12 protein-coding genes are annotated in these 15,704 nt (G+C 63.7%); 5 read left to right on the top strand and 7 right to left on the bottom strand.

The window, feature by feature from the left end; genetic code table 11:
- Window positions 1–26: 26 nt before the first annotated feature.
- The 4 genes from O7A60_RS12785 to murA all read right to left on the bottom strand — a co-directional run bounded on the left by O7A60_RS12785 (window position 27) and on the right by murA (window position 4,928).
- On the bottom strand, window positions 27–1,538 hold the full coding sequence (locus tag O7A60_RS12785; protein ID WP_337106601.1) for an ABC transporter substrate-binding protein: 1,512 nt from the start codon (window positions 1,536–1,538) through the stop codon (window positions 27–29).
- 145 nt (window positions 1,539–1,683) lie between these two features.
- On the bottom strand, window positions 1,684–2,631 hold the full coding sequence (gene murQ, locus O7A60_RS12780) for an N-acetylmuramic acid 6-phosphate etherase (RefSeq protein ID WP_337106599.1): 948 nt from the start codon (window positions 2,629–2,631) through the stop codon (window positions 1,684–1,686).
- Between the two features lie 162 nt (window positions 2,632–2,793).
- Window positions 2,794–3,675, bottom strand: a complete 882-nt coding sequence (locus tag O7A60_RS12775) for a glucosamine kinase nucleotide-binding domain-containing protein (RefSeq protein WP_337106598.1) — start codon at window positions 3,673–3,675, stop codon at window positions 2,794–2,796.
- On the bottom strand, window positions 3,672–4,928 hold the full coding sequence (gene murA, locus O7A60_RS12770; RefSeq protein ID WP_337106597.1) for a UDP-N-acetylglucosamine 1-carboxyvinyltransferase: 1,257 nt from the start codon (window positions 4,926–4,928) through the stop codon (window positions 3,672–3,674). The genes O7A60_RS12775 and murA overlap by 4 nt, the downstream gene beginning before the upstream one ends.
- A gap of 152 nt (window positions 4,929–5,080) precedes the next feature.
- Here murA and O7A60_RS12765 point away from each other — a divergent pair, with 152 nt between their 5' ends.
- A complete protein-coding gene (locus O7A60_RS12765; protein WP_337106596.1) occupies window positions 5,081–5,941 on the top strand; it encodes a MurR/RpiR family transcriptional regulator in 861 nt (286 codons plus the stop codon).
- 6 nt (window positions 5,942–5,947) lie between these two features.
- Here O7A60_RS12765 and O7A60_RS12760 read toward each other — a convergent pair whose 3' ends face one another.
- The 3 genes from O7A60_RS12760 to O7A60_RS12750 form a co-directional block, all read right to left on the bottom strand.
- Window positions 5,948–7,303 (bottom strand): glutamine synthetase family protein, encoded by a 1,356-nt coding sequence (locus O7A60_RS12760; RefSeq protein WP_337106595.1) that lies wholly within the window; start codon window positions 7,301–7,303, stop codon window positions 5,948–5,950.
- Between the two features lie 246 nt (window positions 7,304–7,549).
- On the bottom strand, window positions 7,550–8,248 hold the full coding sequence (locus O7A60_RS12755; protein ID WP_337106594.1) for a GntR family transcriptional regulator: 699 nt from the start codon (window positions 8,246–8,248) through the stop codon (window positions 7,550–7,552).
- A 199-nt stretch (window positions 8,249–8,447) separates the two neighbouring features.
- The gene (locus O7A60_RS12750) at window positions 8,448–10,493 is read right to left on the bottom strand and encodes a N,N-dimethylformamidase beta subunit family domain-containing protein (RefSeq protein WP_337106593.1); all 2,046 of its coding nucleotides are present in this window, start codon (window positions 10,491–10,493) and stop codon (window positions 8,448–8,450) included.
- 439 nt (window positions 10,494–10,932) lie between these two features.
- Here O7A60_RS12750 and ftsZ point away from each other — a divergent pair, with 439 nt between their 5' ends.
- The 4 genes from ftsZ to O7A60_RS12730 all read left to right on the top strand — a co-directional run bounded on the left by ftsZ (window position 10,933) and on the right by O7A60_RS12730 (window position 15,649).
- Complete coding sequence (gene ftsZ / locus O7A60_RS12745) at window positions 10,933–11,970, top strand: cell division protein FtsZ (RefSeq protein ID WP_027142209.1); 1,038 nt, start codon at window positions 10,933–10,935, stop codon at window positions 11,968–11,970.
- A 239-nt stretch (window positions 11,971–12,209) separates the two neighbouring features.
- Window positions 12,210–13,136: a class I SAM-dependent methyltransferase gene (locus O7A60_RS12740; RefSeq protein WP_337106592.1), complete on the top strand. Its 927-nt coding sequence runs from the start codon at window positions 12,210–12,212 to the stop codon at window positions 13,134–13,136.
- Between the two features lie 161 nt (window positions 13,137–13,297).
- Window positions 13,298–14,341 carry a substrate-binding domain-containing protein gene (locus tag O7A60_RS12735; protein WP_337106591.1) on the top strand — a complete coding sequence of 348 codons (1,044 nt, stop codon included), beginning with the start codon at window positions 13,298–13,300 and terminating at the stop codon, window positions 14,339–14,341.
- A 39-nt stretch (window positions 14,342–14,380) separates the two neighbouring features.
- Window positions 14,381–15,649, top strand: coding sequence for an ABC transporter substrate-binding protein (locus O7A60_RS12730; RefSeq protein ID WP_337106590.1), 1,269 nt, complete (start codon window positions 14,381–14,383; stop codon window positions 15,647–15,649).
- The last annotated feature ends 55 nt before the right edge of the window (window positions 15,650–15,704 follow it).

The raw sequence follows: 15,704 nt of genomic DNA, 5'->3' as shown, positions 1-15,704 counted from the left end.
CTCTCGTCCCGTTGCCGAATCCGGCGCTATTGGATGGTCACCTTGCTCAGGCTGAACAGCGTGCCGGTCGGCGTCGGCACGAAGCCGGCGATGTTTTTCTGCTGGGCCGTGTAGCTGTAGGAGGTGTAGAGCCAGATCCAGGGCGATACCTCGGCGAGGTGCTTCTCGAACGCGGCGAAGATCGCCTTGCGTTTGGCCGGATCGGTCTCGGCGCGGCCCTGCTGCATCTGGCTGTCCAAAGTATCGTCGATGTAGTTCGCCACCTTCTGCAGATTGCCGGCCTTGGTCCAGTAGCGGTTGTACATGGTGTAGGGGTCGGCGCGGCCGCCATTGAGCGCGATCGCCATGTCGAAATCGCCCTTCAACCAGGCGTCGACATAGACGTTGAGCTCCATCATCTTGATGTCGAGCTTGACGCCGATTTCGGCGAGCTGCGACTGGATGACCTGGGCTTCCGCCGCCGCCGTCGGCGGCTCGCCGGTGGCGCCGATCACGGTCGCCGAAAAGCCATCGGCAAAGCCGGCCTCGGCCATCAGCTTCTTGGCCTTTTCGACATCGCGCTTGTAGCAGAACAACTGGCTCGGATCGGTCGCCAGCGCCGGGATGGTCAGCGGTCCGGTGACCTTGCCTTCGCCCAGCGCGGCGGTGTCCAGCACCTCCTGCCGGTCGATGGCGCAGGAGATCGCCTGGCGCACCTTGAGCTCGGTCATCGGCTTGCGCGATGGGTTGAGCTGCAGCACGTTATAGGCAAGCACCGGTACACGGTTCAATTGCAGGTTGGCTTCTTTCGGCACCAGCGTGGCGACGAGCGGGTCGTTGAGCAGGGCGAAATCGATCTGCTTGGTGCGCATGGCGGCGAGGATCGCCGCCTCGTCGGGCAGCACGCTGATCTCGACGCCGTCGACGCCGGTCGCGCCGCCGGCCCAATCCTTGTTGGCGCTCAGGACTTCCTTGGCGTTGGGGTCCCATTTGTCAAGCTTGAACGGGCCGGAACCAACCGCCTTGGTGCCGATCGATCCGGCCTTGATTTCAGCCGCCGGAACGATGGCCGCGTTGACGTCGCTCATCGCCGTCAGGATCGGCGCGTCGGGCTGCGAGAGGTGGAACACGACGGTCGCCGCATCAGGCGTGTCGATGCTGGCGATCGACAGGAAGTTGGCGCGGGCGGCGGCACCCGTCTTCTCGTCGAGGATCCGCTCGAACGACGCCTTGACGTCGGCGGAGGTCACCGCCGTGCCGTCCTGGAATTTCGCCTTGGGATCGAGCTTGAAGGTCAGCTCCTTGCCGTCTTTCGAGAATTCCCAGGAGGTGGCGATGGCGGGTATGATCTGCAGGCTGGCGTCGAGCCGCACCAGCGGCTCGTAGATGAGCTCCAAAAGCCGCAGCGACGAGAACGCCGTCTGCTTGTGCGGATCAAGCCCGGTGGCGTCTTGCGACCAGGCCATGTGCAGCGTCGCCGCCTGCGCCGAAACCGTGGCGATGCCGAGCATCGCGGCAAGGGTGATGCCCGAAAGCAGCCTTCCTGTAAGATGAACCATTCTCGTCTCCCATTATTGAACTCGATGCCTTGCAGTTTCCGCGGGCCGCTTCCAAGGCACACATGCTTTGGAGTATCGGCCTAGTCTATGCGGCTTGACGCCGTCTTGTCTAAAGCGGCTTCACGCCGTCTTGTCTAAAGCGGCTTCAGCCGTCTTGTCTAAAGCGGCCACAGGCCGCTTCGTCGCTGATCGCCTTTCGCAGGAACCCTCCGGCCTTGGCCAAAGCGGCCCGCGCCGCTTCGACGTCGAGGCCGGTGATGGTCACCAAAATCGCCAGCTTGACGTCATTGCCGGTCCGGTCGAGCGCCTGCCGCGCCTGCGGCGCGGTGCAGCCGGTCGCCTGCATGACGATCCTGATCGCGCGGGCGACCAGCTTCCTGTTCGACGGGTTCAGGTCGACCATCAGGTTCTGGTAGCTCTTGCCGATGCGGATCATCGAGGCCGTGGTCAGCATGTTGAGCACCAGCTTCTGTGCTGTTCCCGATTTCAGCCGCGTCGAGCCGGTGAGCACCTCGGGACCGACGACCGGCGAGATGGCGATCTCGGCGATGCCGGCAATGGCCGATGCCGGATTGCAGGACAGGGCGACGGTCGTCGCGCCGATCTGCTTGGCATAGGTCAGCCCGCCGATCACATAGGGCGTGCGCCCGCTGACCGCGATGCCGACCACCACGTCGTCAGGTGTGAGCGTGATGTCCTGCAAGGCCTTGGCGCCCATCTTCGGGTCATCCTCGGCGCCTTCCGTTGAGCGCACCAGGGCGTCGGACCCCCCGGCGATCAGGCCGACCACCATGCCTTCGGGCACGCCGAATGTGGGCGGGCACTCCGAAGCGTCGAGAACCCCGAGCCTGCCGCTGGTGCCGGCGCCGATATAGACAAGGCGCGCGTCTTTCTGGAAGGCACGCACGATGCGATCCACCGCGGCGGCGATTTCCGGCAGCACCTTTTCGACGGCCGCAGGGACAAGCCTGTCCTCGTCATTGATCCTGCGCAGCACGTCGATGGTCGGCAGCAAGTCGATGTCGACGGTCCCTGGATTCCGGCCTTCGGAAACCAGCCGGTCCAGCTCAGACATCAACCGTTGCTCGGTCATCCCAATGCTTTCAAAAAATCTGCTGCGCGGTCCGGCATGGCTCGACCGGCAAACGGTGCAACAGACCGTGGTCCGTATCGCAGGTTCTCCTGTTAACTTTTTAGAATTTGATATTCACATCGTCAATAGAAATTTGGAATATTTTATTCCTACCCTTACCAACTATCCCTTGCATACCGATTTCTTGGCAAGAATGATCGCTCCGGACACGGCGTCGCCGTCCGCGGGTTTCAGGCGGCGCCGGACGTCGGGGGAAAGCCAGGGCTCGAGCGGGCTGGCAAGGCCGCCCAGCAGGGTCACGCGCGGCGCGCCTTTTTCGAACAGCACCCGCACCAGCGTGTCGATCTGCTCGGCGGCGCTTTGCACGATGCGGCGTCCGGCGGGATCGCCCTGGTCGGCATGCCGCATCACCATGGGTGCAAGTGCGGCATAGTCCGTGGCGCTGGCGCGGTCCATCCAGGCGACGGCCTCCATCGGGTCGCCGGCGAAGCGCTGCATGACCTCCGCCAGCAGCGCCGTCCTTTCGTGGCGACCGTCATGGGCGCGCAGCGCCAGTTGCACGGCTTTCAATCCGAGGTCCGCGCCGCTGCCCTCGTCGGAGATCGGAAATCCATAGCCGCCGGCGCGCAGGTCGCGGCCCTCGACAAAGCCAAGGCCGATCGAGCCGGTCCCGGCGATGACGATGGCGCCGTCCTGGCCGGAATGCGCGCCAAGGCAGGCGCCGACGCCGTCGCTGACGAAGTCGATGCTGGCAAAGGGATGCGCGATTGCCCGCAGCGCCTCCAGCGCGCCTTTGCGGCCGATCCCGGCAAGGCCGATGCCGGCATGGATGCGGGCGGTCTCGGCCGGCCCGAAACCTGCTTCATCGATCGCCGCGCCGTAGGCTTTGGCAATGGAGCCCCACGCTGCCTCGATGCCGAGCCGCGTCGTCGCCGGGCCCGACAGGCCTTGTCCCAGCACCATGCCTTGCGCGTCCTCGAGGCGGGCGCGGCAACCGGTGCCGCCGCCATCGACGCCGAGAAAATAATCCGCGTCGGTATTCATGCGCCCAGCCGCTCGATGTCGGCACCGCACAGGCGCAGCTTGCGGTCCAGTTGCTCGTAGCCGCGGTCGAGGTGATAGACCCGGTTGATGATGGTCTCGCCTTCGCTGACCAGCGCCGCCAGCACCAGCGACACCGAAGCGCGCAGGTCGGTGGCCATCACTTGCGCCCCGTGCAGCTTCTCGCCGCCGCGCACCAGCGCCATGGTGCCTTGCAGCTTGATGTTGGCGCCGAGCCGCATCAGTTCGGGCACATGCATGAAGCGGTTCTCGAAGATGGTTTCGCGCAGCAGCGAGGCGCCCTGCGCGCAGCACATCAGCGCCATGAACTGCGCCTGCAGGTCGGTCGGGAACCCCGGATAGGGTTCCGTGGTGAGGTCGGCTGCCTTGAGCGGCCGGTCGCGCGAGACGATCAGTCCCCGGTCGCCCGGCCAGACGCTGACGCCGGTCGCCTCCAGCAATTGCACAACCGAGGCCATGTGTTCGAGCCGGGCATGCGTCAGCTCAAGCTGGCCGCCGGTGATGGCGGCGGCGATGGCATAGGTGCCCGCCTCGATACGATCCGGGATGATGTCGTGACTGGCGGCGTGCCAGTTGGTGTCGCCCGCGATCAGGATGCGGTGCGTGCCGGCGCCCTCGATGCGCGCGCCCATGGCGCTGAGGCAAGCGGCGAGGTCAGCCACTTCCGGTTCGCGCGCCGCGTTCAGGATCTCGGTTTCACCCTTGGCCGTGGTCGCCGCCATCATGGCGGTTTCCGTCGCCCCGACCGATGGCGACGGGAGCACGATGCGCGTGCCGGTCAACCCGTTCGGCACCGAGGCGACGATCAGGCCGTTCTCGATGGCCACCCTGGCGCCCAGCGCGGCGAGTGCGGCGACATGCATGTCGACCGGCCGCGCGCCGATCGCGCAGCCGCCTGGCAGCGAAACCCGAGCATGGCCGAACCGCGCCAGCAACGGCGCCAGCACGAGCACCGTCGCCCGCATCTTCCGAACCGTGTCGTAGGACGTCTCCTTGGAAATGGCAGCGCTGGTGTCAATGATCGCGGCATGGGCGGACCGGGTGATTTCGGCGCCGTGAAGCCGCACCACGCCGAGCATGTTCTCGACGTCGGTCACGTCAGGCAGGTTGGTCAGTTCGAGCGGGTAGGGGCTGAGCAGCGCAGCCGCGATCTGCGGCAAAGCGGCATTCTTGGCGCCCGATATGGTGACCGCGCCTTGCAGTCTCTGTCCGCCGACGATCCGCAACCTATCCATGGCTGAAACCTTGAGGGTCACCCGCGACCTGCCTGGGAATCCCGGGCGGTGACCCGGGTCGAGCTGAGAATTAATTCTGCGTTCTTGGCTGTCAATCAAAATTGGAATAATTTATTCCTCGTCTTGCAGGTCTGAAGAGCGAGGGGATTTCCGTGTCTGTCTTAAGCAGGATCAACGCCAAGCTCGACGGCATGGCGCCCGGCGATCGCGAGATCGGCCGTTACATCGTCGACAACCCCAACCAGATGCTGCGGCTTTCGACGGCCGAACTTGCGGCCGAGATCGGCCGCAGCCAGTCGAGCGTCGTCAAGTTCAGCCAGAAGCTCGGCTATGCCAGCTATCAGGAACTCAAGCTCGCCGTCAGCGAGGCCAAGGCGCAGGATTGGCAGGTGCCGGCCGGCGTCATCCACGGTTCGATCGAGGTCGGCGATGGCTTTCCGGTCATCCTGAAGAAGCTGATCGGCAGCAAGCTGCTGTCGATGCAGCAGACCGTCGCCGCCAACAGCGAGCGCATCATCTCCAGGACGCTGGAACTGCTGGATGGCGCGCGGCGCATCCATCTGGTTGGCGTCGGCGCTTCCTCGCTGGTGGCGCGCGATTTCTCCTACAAGCTGATGAAGCTCGGCCGCAATGTGCTGCATGACAGCGACAGCCACATCCAGATGGCCAACGCCTCGACACTCGGGCCTGACGATGTGCTGTTCGCGCTCTCCTATTCCGGCGCCAGCATCGAAACCTTGCGCATCGCCGAGCTTGCAGCCAAGCGCGGCACGACGGTGATCGCCGTCACCGGCCTGCATGAAAATCCGCTGAGCCGGGTCGCCGACATTCGCCTCTACACCATCGCCGACGAGGAGCGCGCGCGCTCCTCCTCCATCACGGCGCGCGACGCGCAGCTGACGCTGACCGACCTTCTGTTCATCCTGCTGGTACAGAAGCAGCCGGATGCCAACGACTATGTCCACAACAGCGAGGCGGCGGTCACTGTACTGAAGGCTGAGCGGTCGACGTAAAGGGCCTCAGACGCTTTCGAGATAGGTCTCGATCTCGAAATCGCTGACATTCAGGGCAAACGTATTCAATTCCTGGCGTTTGCAGGCGATGAAGGAGTCGCGCAGGATCGCCGGGAAGATCTCCGCCACATGCGTCCCGCCTTCAAAGGTCGCGATCGCCGACGCCCAGTCCGGTGGCAGCTTGGCCGGGGCAACGCCTTGCCCGTCCTTCCCCGCCGGCTCGCCCGGTGACATCTGCTTCTCGATGCCGATCAGTGCCGCGCCCAGGATGGCGGCAAGCACCAGGTATGGGTTGGCGTCGGCTCCCGAGACGCGATGTTCGATGCGGCGCGCGCCGGTCGGGCCGCCGGGGATGCGGATCGCGACCATGCGGTTCTCGTACCCCCAGGCGACCGCGGTCGGCGCGTAGGATCGTGGGCGCAGCCTCCGGTAGGAATTGAAGTGCGGCGCGAACACCAGCGTGCTTTCGGCCATCGCCGCTAGCAGCCCGCCGACCGCATGACGCATGATGTCGGAGCCCTGGTCGGTGCCGTCGTCGAACACGTTGCGCCCTTCGCCGTCGACCAGGCTGAAATGGACATGGAAGCCGTTGCCGGCGCGGTCGCCATAGGGCTTGGCCATGAAGCAGGCGGCAAAGCCGTGCTTGCGGGCAATGCCCTTTACCGTGCGCTTGAACAACACCGCATCGTCGGCCGCCCGCAAAGCGTCGGCGACATGGTTCAGGTTGATCTCGAACTGGCCGACGCCGTTTTCGGCGATGGCCGTGTCGACGGGAATGCCTTGTGCGCGGCAGGCTTCGTAGATGTCATGGATGAAGGCTTCGAAATCGTCGATCTCGTCGATCGACAGCGCCGCGTCGGAATCGAGACGCCGCCCGGTGACCGGTGAGACTGGTCCGACAGGCCGCTGCGATTGCGGATCGACCAGGTAGAATTCGAGTTCGGTCGCCGCGACCGGAGTGAGGCCGAGCGCCTTGTAGCGATCGAGGATGCGGGCCAGTGCCCGCCGGGGGTCGCCGAGATAGGGTGCACCGCTTTCGTCGGCGAGCCAGAGCGGGACGAGCGCCGTCGGATGCGCCGTCCATTCCACCGGCAGAATGCCGCGTCCCGTCCATTGGCAAAGCCCATCGGCATCGCCGGTCGAGAAGACCAGGCTGTTGCCTTCGATGTCCTCGCCCCAGACATCGAGCCCGATCAGGGAATAGGGCATGCGCAGCTTGCCTTCCAGCGCCTTGCGCGCCTGCTCGACCGGAATGCGCTTTCCCCGCATGATGCCGTTGAGGTCGCACACCGCGGCCCTCAGGCTCTGGATGTCGCTTCGGCTTTCAAGCCAACTTAAAACGTCCGCAATTGCATCGCTCAATTTCCGTTACCTCTGGTTCCCTGCGGTGCCGCGCCTGAGGCGGCCACCCTATTTCACGACAAGACAGCTGATGAGTTCATGAAGGCATCTCCGACGTTAGCCGGAAGAGTTTTCTTCATTTTTTCAAATCATTAGCCGGGATGTCGGGAGGCATTTCAGGAACCAATTGCGCGATTGCGATCGCAACATAGCGACAAGACAGGGCAAAGCCAAGGGGCATCTGGTGACGGATCCAGGAACGTCGGCCTAGCTCCTCGCTTCCGGGAACATACCCTGCCGCAGGATGTGCGCGGCGCCCTCGTCGATGTCGCGAACGATGGCCGCCCGCGCTCGCGCGCCGTCCTGCGCCTCGATCGCGGCGACGACTTCCTCGTGATAGTCGATGTCCAGAATGGAGGAGAGGTCGTCCTCGAACCCCGTGGCGAGGTTTCGGAGAAACGGGCCGACCTGCATCCACACCGTCTCGATCAGGAAGATCATCTGCTCGTTGCCGCAATGGCGATAGATCGAGAATTTGAAATCGTGGTTCTTCCTGAGATAGTCGCCGATGTCGCCCTTGCGGGCCGCCAGGGTCAATTCCGCGCAATGGCGTCGGATCGCCCGCAGGTTGTTGCCGTTGATGAGTTTCGTCGCGAGCTCGGTCGCCGGGCCTTCGAGCAGCGTGCGCACGGCGGTCAATTGCGAAAACCGCTCGGCCGAGATCACCGGCACCTCGACGCTGCCGTTCGGCATCGGGCTCAACGCCCGCAGTGCCTGCAGCCGCATGAAGGCACTGCGCACCGGCATGTCGCTGGTGCCGAGTTCCCTGGCGAGCTTGCGCGAGGTCAGCTTCTGGCCGGGCAGGAATTGGCCCAACATCAGGGCCCGCACGAGCTCCAGATAGACCTTCTCATGCAGAGGAACGGTATCGAGGGCGGTCAAACCGAAATGTGTTCTGTCGGCCATTGGCGAGGGCGCTGCTTCATCCGTTCTGAAAAAATGACCTGACGACACCCGGACAAACTTTGGGCCAGGCACGGCGGAAACACCCAGGCCGCCGATTGATCAGGCATGATAGACGCTTCGATCGTTGCGCGGCAAGCCAACTGCTGGAGCCGGCGCGGTGCCGCGGGCGCCTACCTTTCCGGGGCTATCGATCCGGGGTCTACCGGCTCGTTTTCGCTGCCAGATGCGCCAGCAAATTCTTGGTGATCCGGCCGACGTCGTTCATGGCATCGCCCGCCGGCAAGGCGCCGCACCAGGCGACGGAACTCGCGCAGAAGATCAGGCCGCCCGAAGGCAGATGGCGCAGTGTCATCTCCGCGCAGCGGCGCCCGTCGCGCTCGCTGTCACCTCCTTCGTACCAGCGGGTGGCGTCATGGACGAAGCTGTCCGGGAAACCGGTCGCGCGCGCAATGACCATGGTCTCGGGGGATGTGCCCAGATGCGGATCCGTGGCATCGACCTCGTAGCCGGCGGCGCCTCCGAGCACGATGCCATCGTCGCCGAAGGTCTCGCTGGTGACGCCGTCGAACAACCACGCGGCCGAGGGTTGACGGCTTTCCGGCGTGCGCGTGAAAGGCCGCGCGCCGTCGAACCCCATCAGCGAGATGGCGACGCCGGTCAGCGAGAACTCGCCGCGCCCGCTGGCGCGCAGATAGCCGCCCGGCTGATTGGTGATCGACAGTGACTGTTCGGCGATGGCGCCGTCCCAGGTCCGGCCCGCCTCGAGCGGCGAGCGGCGCAGTTCCATCAGATCGTCGTGGAACGCGACCTTGCCGGCAAAGCCGTTGCCGCCGAGATAGGCGATGCTGCCGCCCGCCGCCGCGAACTGGCGCAGCGCATGCTCCATCTCGACCGACATGTATTCGGGGTGGCTGCCGGTGATGACCGCCTGATAATCCTGCAAGCCGGCAAGGCCCCGCTCATGCAGGTCGCGGTCGGTGATGAGATCGAAGGCAATGCCATTGCTGTGGCAGAAGCGCAGAAAATGCAGGTCGACCGGCAGATTGTGCGGACAGCCGCACAGCGGATAATTGTAGTCGTCGCGCAGCGTCGCCTTCGGCTTCCTGGTGGCACAGATCGACACGCCGCTGAGGTCGTTGTGGTAGTCGTAGAGCGACTTCAGGTTGTTATCGATCGCGAAGCGATGGCCGCGATCCTCGCACCTCCATTCGTAGAGATGCGCCGGCAGGAATTCATCCGCATAGGCGAGGTAGGTGGCCGTCGGCACCAGGAACACCAGTGGCGCGCGGCGTGCCGACGAAGTGATGAAGAAGACGATACGCTCCGATCCTTGGTCGTGACCGACCTCGAAGGCATAGACCCCGGGCGGCGCCGCGGCGGGAACCTGCAATTGGCAGGAGGCGGGCCACTGCAACGCGCCCATGTCGTCGTCGTGGCAATGCACGGCGTCATAATGCGACGGCACCAGGCGGGGGTCGAAACTCGACCCATCCCAGCGCCGCGAGGTCATGCAGAAGGCGGGCTGGTTGATCGTTTCCAGGAAGAGGACGCGATCGGTGCCTGTCGAGGCGAGCGGACCGCTCGGCAGCAGGGTCGGAAACGTCCAGGCGACACGACCAGCCGCGGTTTGCAGCGAGATCGCAGAGAACTTCGCGTTGAGCGACCTGACATCGTTTGCCATGCTGGTGCCGAAGACCATGTCACCAGGCAGGGGCCGCCACGGCAGGTCGAATCCGTGATCCAGGTGAAACGGCGACAGGAGATCGTCCGAGTCGATCCGCAGCACGGTCGCGCCGTCGTTCGACGAAATCTCGACCTTGAGCCAGGTGTTTGCCGGCAAGGCTACGCCGCTATCGAGCGACTTGCCGTCGAGGCCAGATGTCAGCCGCCCGTCCTGCAAGCCGAGGCGCAGGTTGCCGCTCTCGAACAGCACGCGGGCGCCATCATTGCGGGTCAAGTACACTTCGAAGGCGACGCCTCCGATCTCGGTGGCCTTGGCCAGTTCGGTCGCCGCAACCCGGAGGAAGGATCCATGATCGAAGTCACGATGCGGTACGGCATTTCCTGTCGGCTCGACGCGCCAGTTCAGTGGCTCGGCCCCGGGTGTGTCGAGCCGCACGATTCTGATGTCGCGTACCTGCTGCGACGACGAGACATGAAGGGCGACCGATGTTCCGGCCGCCGTATGCCAGGGAACGGTATAGCCAGAGACGGCCATGGCGCCGTGATCGACGGGGCGTTTCATCGCCGCAAAAGTCCGTGCCGCGATCCCGGCGGCCGCAATCTCACGGATGGCAAACTGGACAATTCTTTCATACCTTTTCGCGTTCTGAAGGGGATATATACCCTCTAGCTTTGATTGGTGACGAAGTCCGCAGAGATCTCCTGCCATTGGGACGATCGGCAAAGGCGGGTTCTGCCCAGCCATCTCCAGGCATCTGTCGTGGTGCCTGATCTGCGCCGACACTATCGCGATCACCCGGGACCGGACAGTCGGTCGCGTGGGGTTCGGCCTCTTCATCACAAATCTTGACCTTCCCGCACTTGCACGTCCGGCCGCTCTCTGGCTTTTTGGGTTATCCATCCGAACGGACTGATTCGCGTCATGCCGCTCGATTGCAATGTCTACGGGCAGTCTGCTTGTGGGCCGTGAAGCGCACGCAGTTGGCGAAGGAGAAGCAGGCATGGCCGAGTTCAAGAAGCCGGAAATCTCCGAGATGAGACCCAAGATCACTGTTATCGGCGTCGGCGGCGGTGGCGGCAACGCGATCAACAACATGATCGTCGAACAGCTTCAGGGAACCGAGTTCATTGCCGCCAACACCGATGCCCAGGCGCTGACCATGTCGAAGGCGACGCGGCTGATCCAGCTTGGCGCGCACGTCACGGAAGGGCTTGGCGCCGGCTCGTTGCCCGAGATCGGCCGTGCCGCTGCCGAAGAATCGCTCGACGAGATCATGGATCATCTGGCCGGCACCCACATGTGCTTCGTCACTGCCGGCATGGGCGGCGGCACCGGAACCGGTGCGGCCCCGATCATCGCCCAGGCGGCGCGTAAGGCCGGCATCCTGACGGTCGGCGTCGTCACCAAACCGTTCACCTTCGAGGGCCGGCGCCGCATGCAGATGGCCGAAGAGGGCATCGAGCGGCTGCGCGAGGCCGCCGACACCGTGATCGTGATCCCCAACCAGAACCTGTTCCGCATCGCCGACGCCAAGACCACCTTCGCCGATGCCTTCGTCATCGCCGACCGGGTGCTCTATTCCGGCGTCAGCTGCATCACCGACCTCATCGTCAAGGAAGGCCTGATCAATCTTGACTTCGCCGACGTCAAATCGGTGATGCGTGGCATGGGCCGCGCCATGATGGGAACCGGCGAGGCGTCCGGCGACGGCCGGGCGATGAAGGCGGCGGAAGCCGCGATCGCCAACCCGCTGCTCGACGAAATGTCCATGAAGGGCGCCAAGGGCGTGCTGGTCTCGATCTCGGGCGGCAGGGACATGACACTGTTCGAGGTCGACGAGGCGGCCACGCGCATCCGCGAGGAAGTCTACGAGGATGCCGACATCATCGTCGGCGCCATCTTCGACAAGAGCATGGAAGGCCGCTTCAGGGTCTCGGTGGTGGCGACGGGGCTCGATCGTTCGCTCGGCGAGGGTGATGCCGATCCCGGCATCGCGCGCGACCACGCCGGCCAACCGCCACAGCGGACGCTGCAGTAGGCTTGCTTGATCAGGATTGATTGGGCCCGGGACTAATTTAAGTCGGTCCGGCTGCTTTGCGCGGCCATTCTCAGGCTTGCCGCATGGCGACCGCCTGTAGCTTCGTCTCGACCGCGTCTTGGCTGAAGCCGCGCCATGCAGATGGCGGGTTCGTTCGAATCCGTTTCTAGAGCACGTCCGTCTAATCAGGATCACATTCGCTATGCGTCTGGCAGGCTTCTCATGGCGACGACAACGGATTGGTTGCCATCAGATATCGCGTCTGTTTACCTGAGCCAGCTATCGAGGTCCGATATTGCCGGCGATTCGCGGAGGGGAACATCAGTACCGGCAGAAATTCAACATCGACCGGCCATGAAGCGAGTGACGCAAGCTGGCTCGATCTTCATTTCGAGTCATCCCGGCCGGAATACGAAGACGCACTTACCCAAGTTGGAATGCAGCGTGGCTGGGACGTGCTCGATGCGGGATGTGGGGGCGGAAGCTTCCTTCCGCTCATCTGCGAGCTGATTGGCTCCAACGGGTCCGTGACAGCTCTTGATCTTGCGCCTGAGAATATTCAACGCGCCGAGAACTTGACCAAGGATGTCCCGGATCGGCCGAAGGTGCGCACCCGCGTCGGCAGCATTCTGTCGCTTCCTTTCAACCATGCTTCCTTCGATTGCGTGTGGTCCGCCAATGTCATGCAATATCTCACGCCGGCGGAATTTCAGCAGGCCACGGATGAGGTAAGACGCGTATTGAAGCCCGGCGGCATCCTCGCCGTAAAGGACTTCGATTCGACGCTTCTGCAGATGCTGCCTATGGATCACGGGGTATTTACCCGCTTCATGACGGCGCGATTGCAGACGTTCCGCGACAAGGGAGTGCTTGGCACCGATTGTGGCTCCTCGCTTCCCGGACTTTTGCGGGATGCAGGAATGGAGATCGTCTGGCGCAAAGGCTGGCTCGTTGAACGGTGGGCCCCTGCTGGCGAGCACACGCGCAATTATGTACGCGACTTAATCTCCTATTTCACGACTGCAGCGCCGGATTACGGCCTCCCTGAGAGCGATCAGCATTATTGGAAGGAACTGGCAGCAAATCCAGGGAGCCTGCTTGATCAGCCTGATTTCTGCTACCGCGAATTCTTCGTTCTGACGGTTTGCAGGAACGCGGCAATCTAAGAGCATGTCCGCTTTTTAATCAGGGTCATCTCCTGCAGCTGAAATAGGGAATCCCAATCCCGATTCCCTATTTCAAAGGGATGCCCCAGGCCGAATTTAAAACGTTTGCATTTTTGCGAAAGCCTATTACAAACGTTTCAACTTCGCTCTTGGGAGGAACGATGACGAACCGCGTCATCACGCTGAAGGAGCTCGCGGCAAGCCTCGACCTGTCGATCACGACGGTGTCGCGGGCGCTTGCCGGCCACGAACAGATCGCTCTCAAGACGCGCGAACGTGTCGCGCAAGCGGCGCGCCAGGCCGGCTACGTACCCAACACGGCGGCGCGCACGCTCGTTTCCGGCCGCAGCGGTTTCGTTGGCCTGGTGTTGCCGATACGCGGGCCCAATCTTGTCGATTCCTTTCTGGGCGAATTTGTTACCGGGCTTGGCGAAGGGCTGGTGTCGCACGGCGCCGACCTCATCCTGGCCACGGCGGCATTTGGCCATTCGGAACTGTCGGTGCTGCGCCATGTCGTCGAATCCGGACGTGCCGATGGCGTCGTCGTCACCCGTATCGCCGAAGTCGACGAGCGCCTCGCCTATCTGCGCGAGCGTAGCTTTCCGTTCGTCGCTCACGGCCGGCTGCTCGACAGCGACTTTGCCTACAACTGGCTGGACACCGACGGCGCGCATGCCTTCGGCGAGGCTTTCGACATGCTTTACGATCTCGGCCACCGCCATTTCGGACTGGTGACGATCTCCGAGCCGATGACCTTTCGCCATCTCAGGCAGGATGGCCTTGCCGCGGCTATCGCCCGGCGGGGCGACCCGTCGGTGCGGCTCGACGTGGTGACGGCGCCGCGCTTCGATCATGAGGCCCGCATCGAGGCCGTCAACCGGATGCTGAAAGGGCCTGACAGACCGACGGCATTCGTCGCTCTGTTCGACGAGTTGGCGCTGACGGTAATGGAGGAGGCCGCCCGTGCGGGCCTCGATGTGCCGCGCGACCTCTCCGTCATCGGTTTCGACAACATTGCCGCATCGGCCTATGCGCCGCCGGGCCTCACCACGTTCGATGCCTCGATCCGCCAATGCGCGCGCGAGATCGCCGACATGCTGCTCACCATCATCGCCGGGAAGCCAGGCAAACCGCTGACGCGGCTGATCCGGCCGACGCTGGTTGCGCGCGCAAGCCATGGACCTGCACCGCAGACAAGAAGCTGACGCCGCCATGACGGCGCATATCCAGGGAGGAAGACCGTGATGAAGGGATTGAAAACGCTGGCCGGCGTTGCGCTGGCACTGTCGCTTGCCTCAGGCGAGGCGCACGCCCAGCAGGTGCTGTTCTGGTCGACGCAGGCGCGCCCGGTCGAGGAAACGCAGAAGATGCGCGACGAGGTGCTGAAGGGGTTCGACGGCGCGGTCGACTATCAGGTCGCCGAGGCCGGCCCCTGGCTCACCCGCCTGCAGGCCGAATTGCAGGCCGGCACCGGCACCATCGGCGTGCTCGGTGGCCTGCATGGCGACTTCTCCAGCGTCGGCGCGAACCTTGCCGATCTGTCCGGCGTCGATGTCCGTGCCGTCAAGGTCAACGAAGCCTACAGGAAACTCGGCATGCTCGGCAGCGGCGAGCAGAAATACCTGCCGTGGATGCAGGCCACCTACCTGATGGCGGCCAACAAGCAGGCGCTGCAATATTTGCCGCAAGGCGTCGATCTCAACACCATCACCTATGACCAGCTGATCGAATGGTCGAAAAACATCGCCGAGAAGACCGGTTCGCCGAAATTCGGTTTTCCGGCCGGTCCCAAAGGGCTGAAGCATCGTTTCTTCGAAGGCTTCCTCCTTCCGTCCTACACCGGCTCGATGGTGACCAAGTTCCGCTCGGCCGAAGCCGAGATCGCCTGGAACAAGTTCAAGGAACTCTGGCAGTACACCAATCCGAACTCGACCAACTATGCCTTCATGCAGGAACCGCTTTTGAGCGGCGATGTCTGGGTGGCGTTCGACCATGTCGCGCGCCTTGCCGACGCCTTCAACAAGAAGCCCGGCGACTTCGTCGCCTTTCCGGCGCCGGCCGGCCCCGCCGGCCGCGGTTTCATGCCCGTCGTGGCCGGCGTCGCCATCCCCAAGACGTCGCCTGATATCGACAAGGCCAAGGCGCTGGTCGCCTACATGCTGAAGCCGGAAATCCAGATCGCGACGCTCAAGGCGACCAATTTCTTCCCGGTCGTCGACGTCAAGCTGCCAGACGATATGCCGGCCTCGGTCAAGGCCTTCGGCCCGGCGATCGCAACCATGACCGGTGCTTCCGATGCGCTGCCGGCGTTGCTGCCGATGGGGCTCGGCGATCTCGATGGCAAGTTCAACCAGGTCTACACCGACAGCTTCGAGCGCATCGTGCTCGGCGGCGAGGACGTGCATGGCGTGCTCGGCGAGGAAGCGACGGCGCTCAAGGCGATCATCGACCAGTCCAAGGCGCCGTGCTGGGCGCCCGACAAGCCATCCGACGGCGCTTGTCCCGTCGATTAGACCATGATCCCGAAAAGTGGAAACCGGTTTTCGGAACAGATCATGGTTAAACAAA

It is taken from the genome of Mesorhizobium salmacidum (SeqCode), from assembly GCF_037179605.1.
Lineage (GTDB): Bacteria > Pseudomonadota > Alphaproteobacteria > Rhizobiales > Rhizobiaceae > Mesorhizobium > Mesorhizobium salmacidum.
The sequence above is the reverse complement of the archived record's forward strand: the minus strand, read 5'-3'. Positions and strand labels throughout refer to the sequence as shown.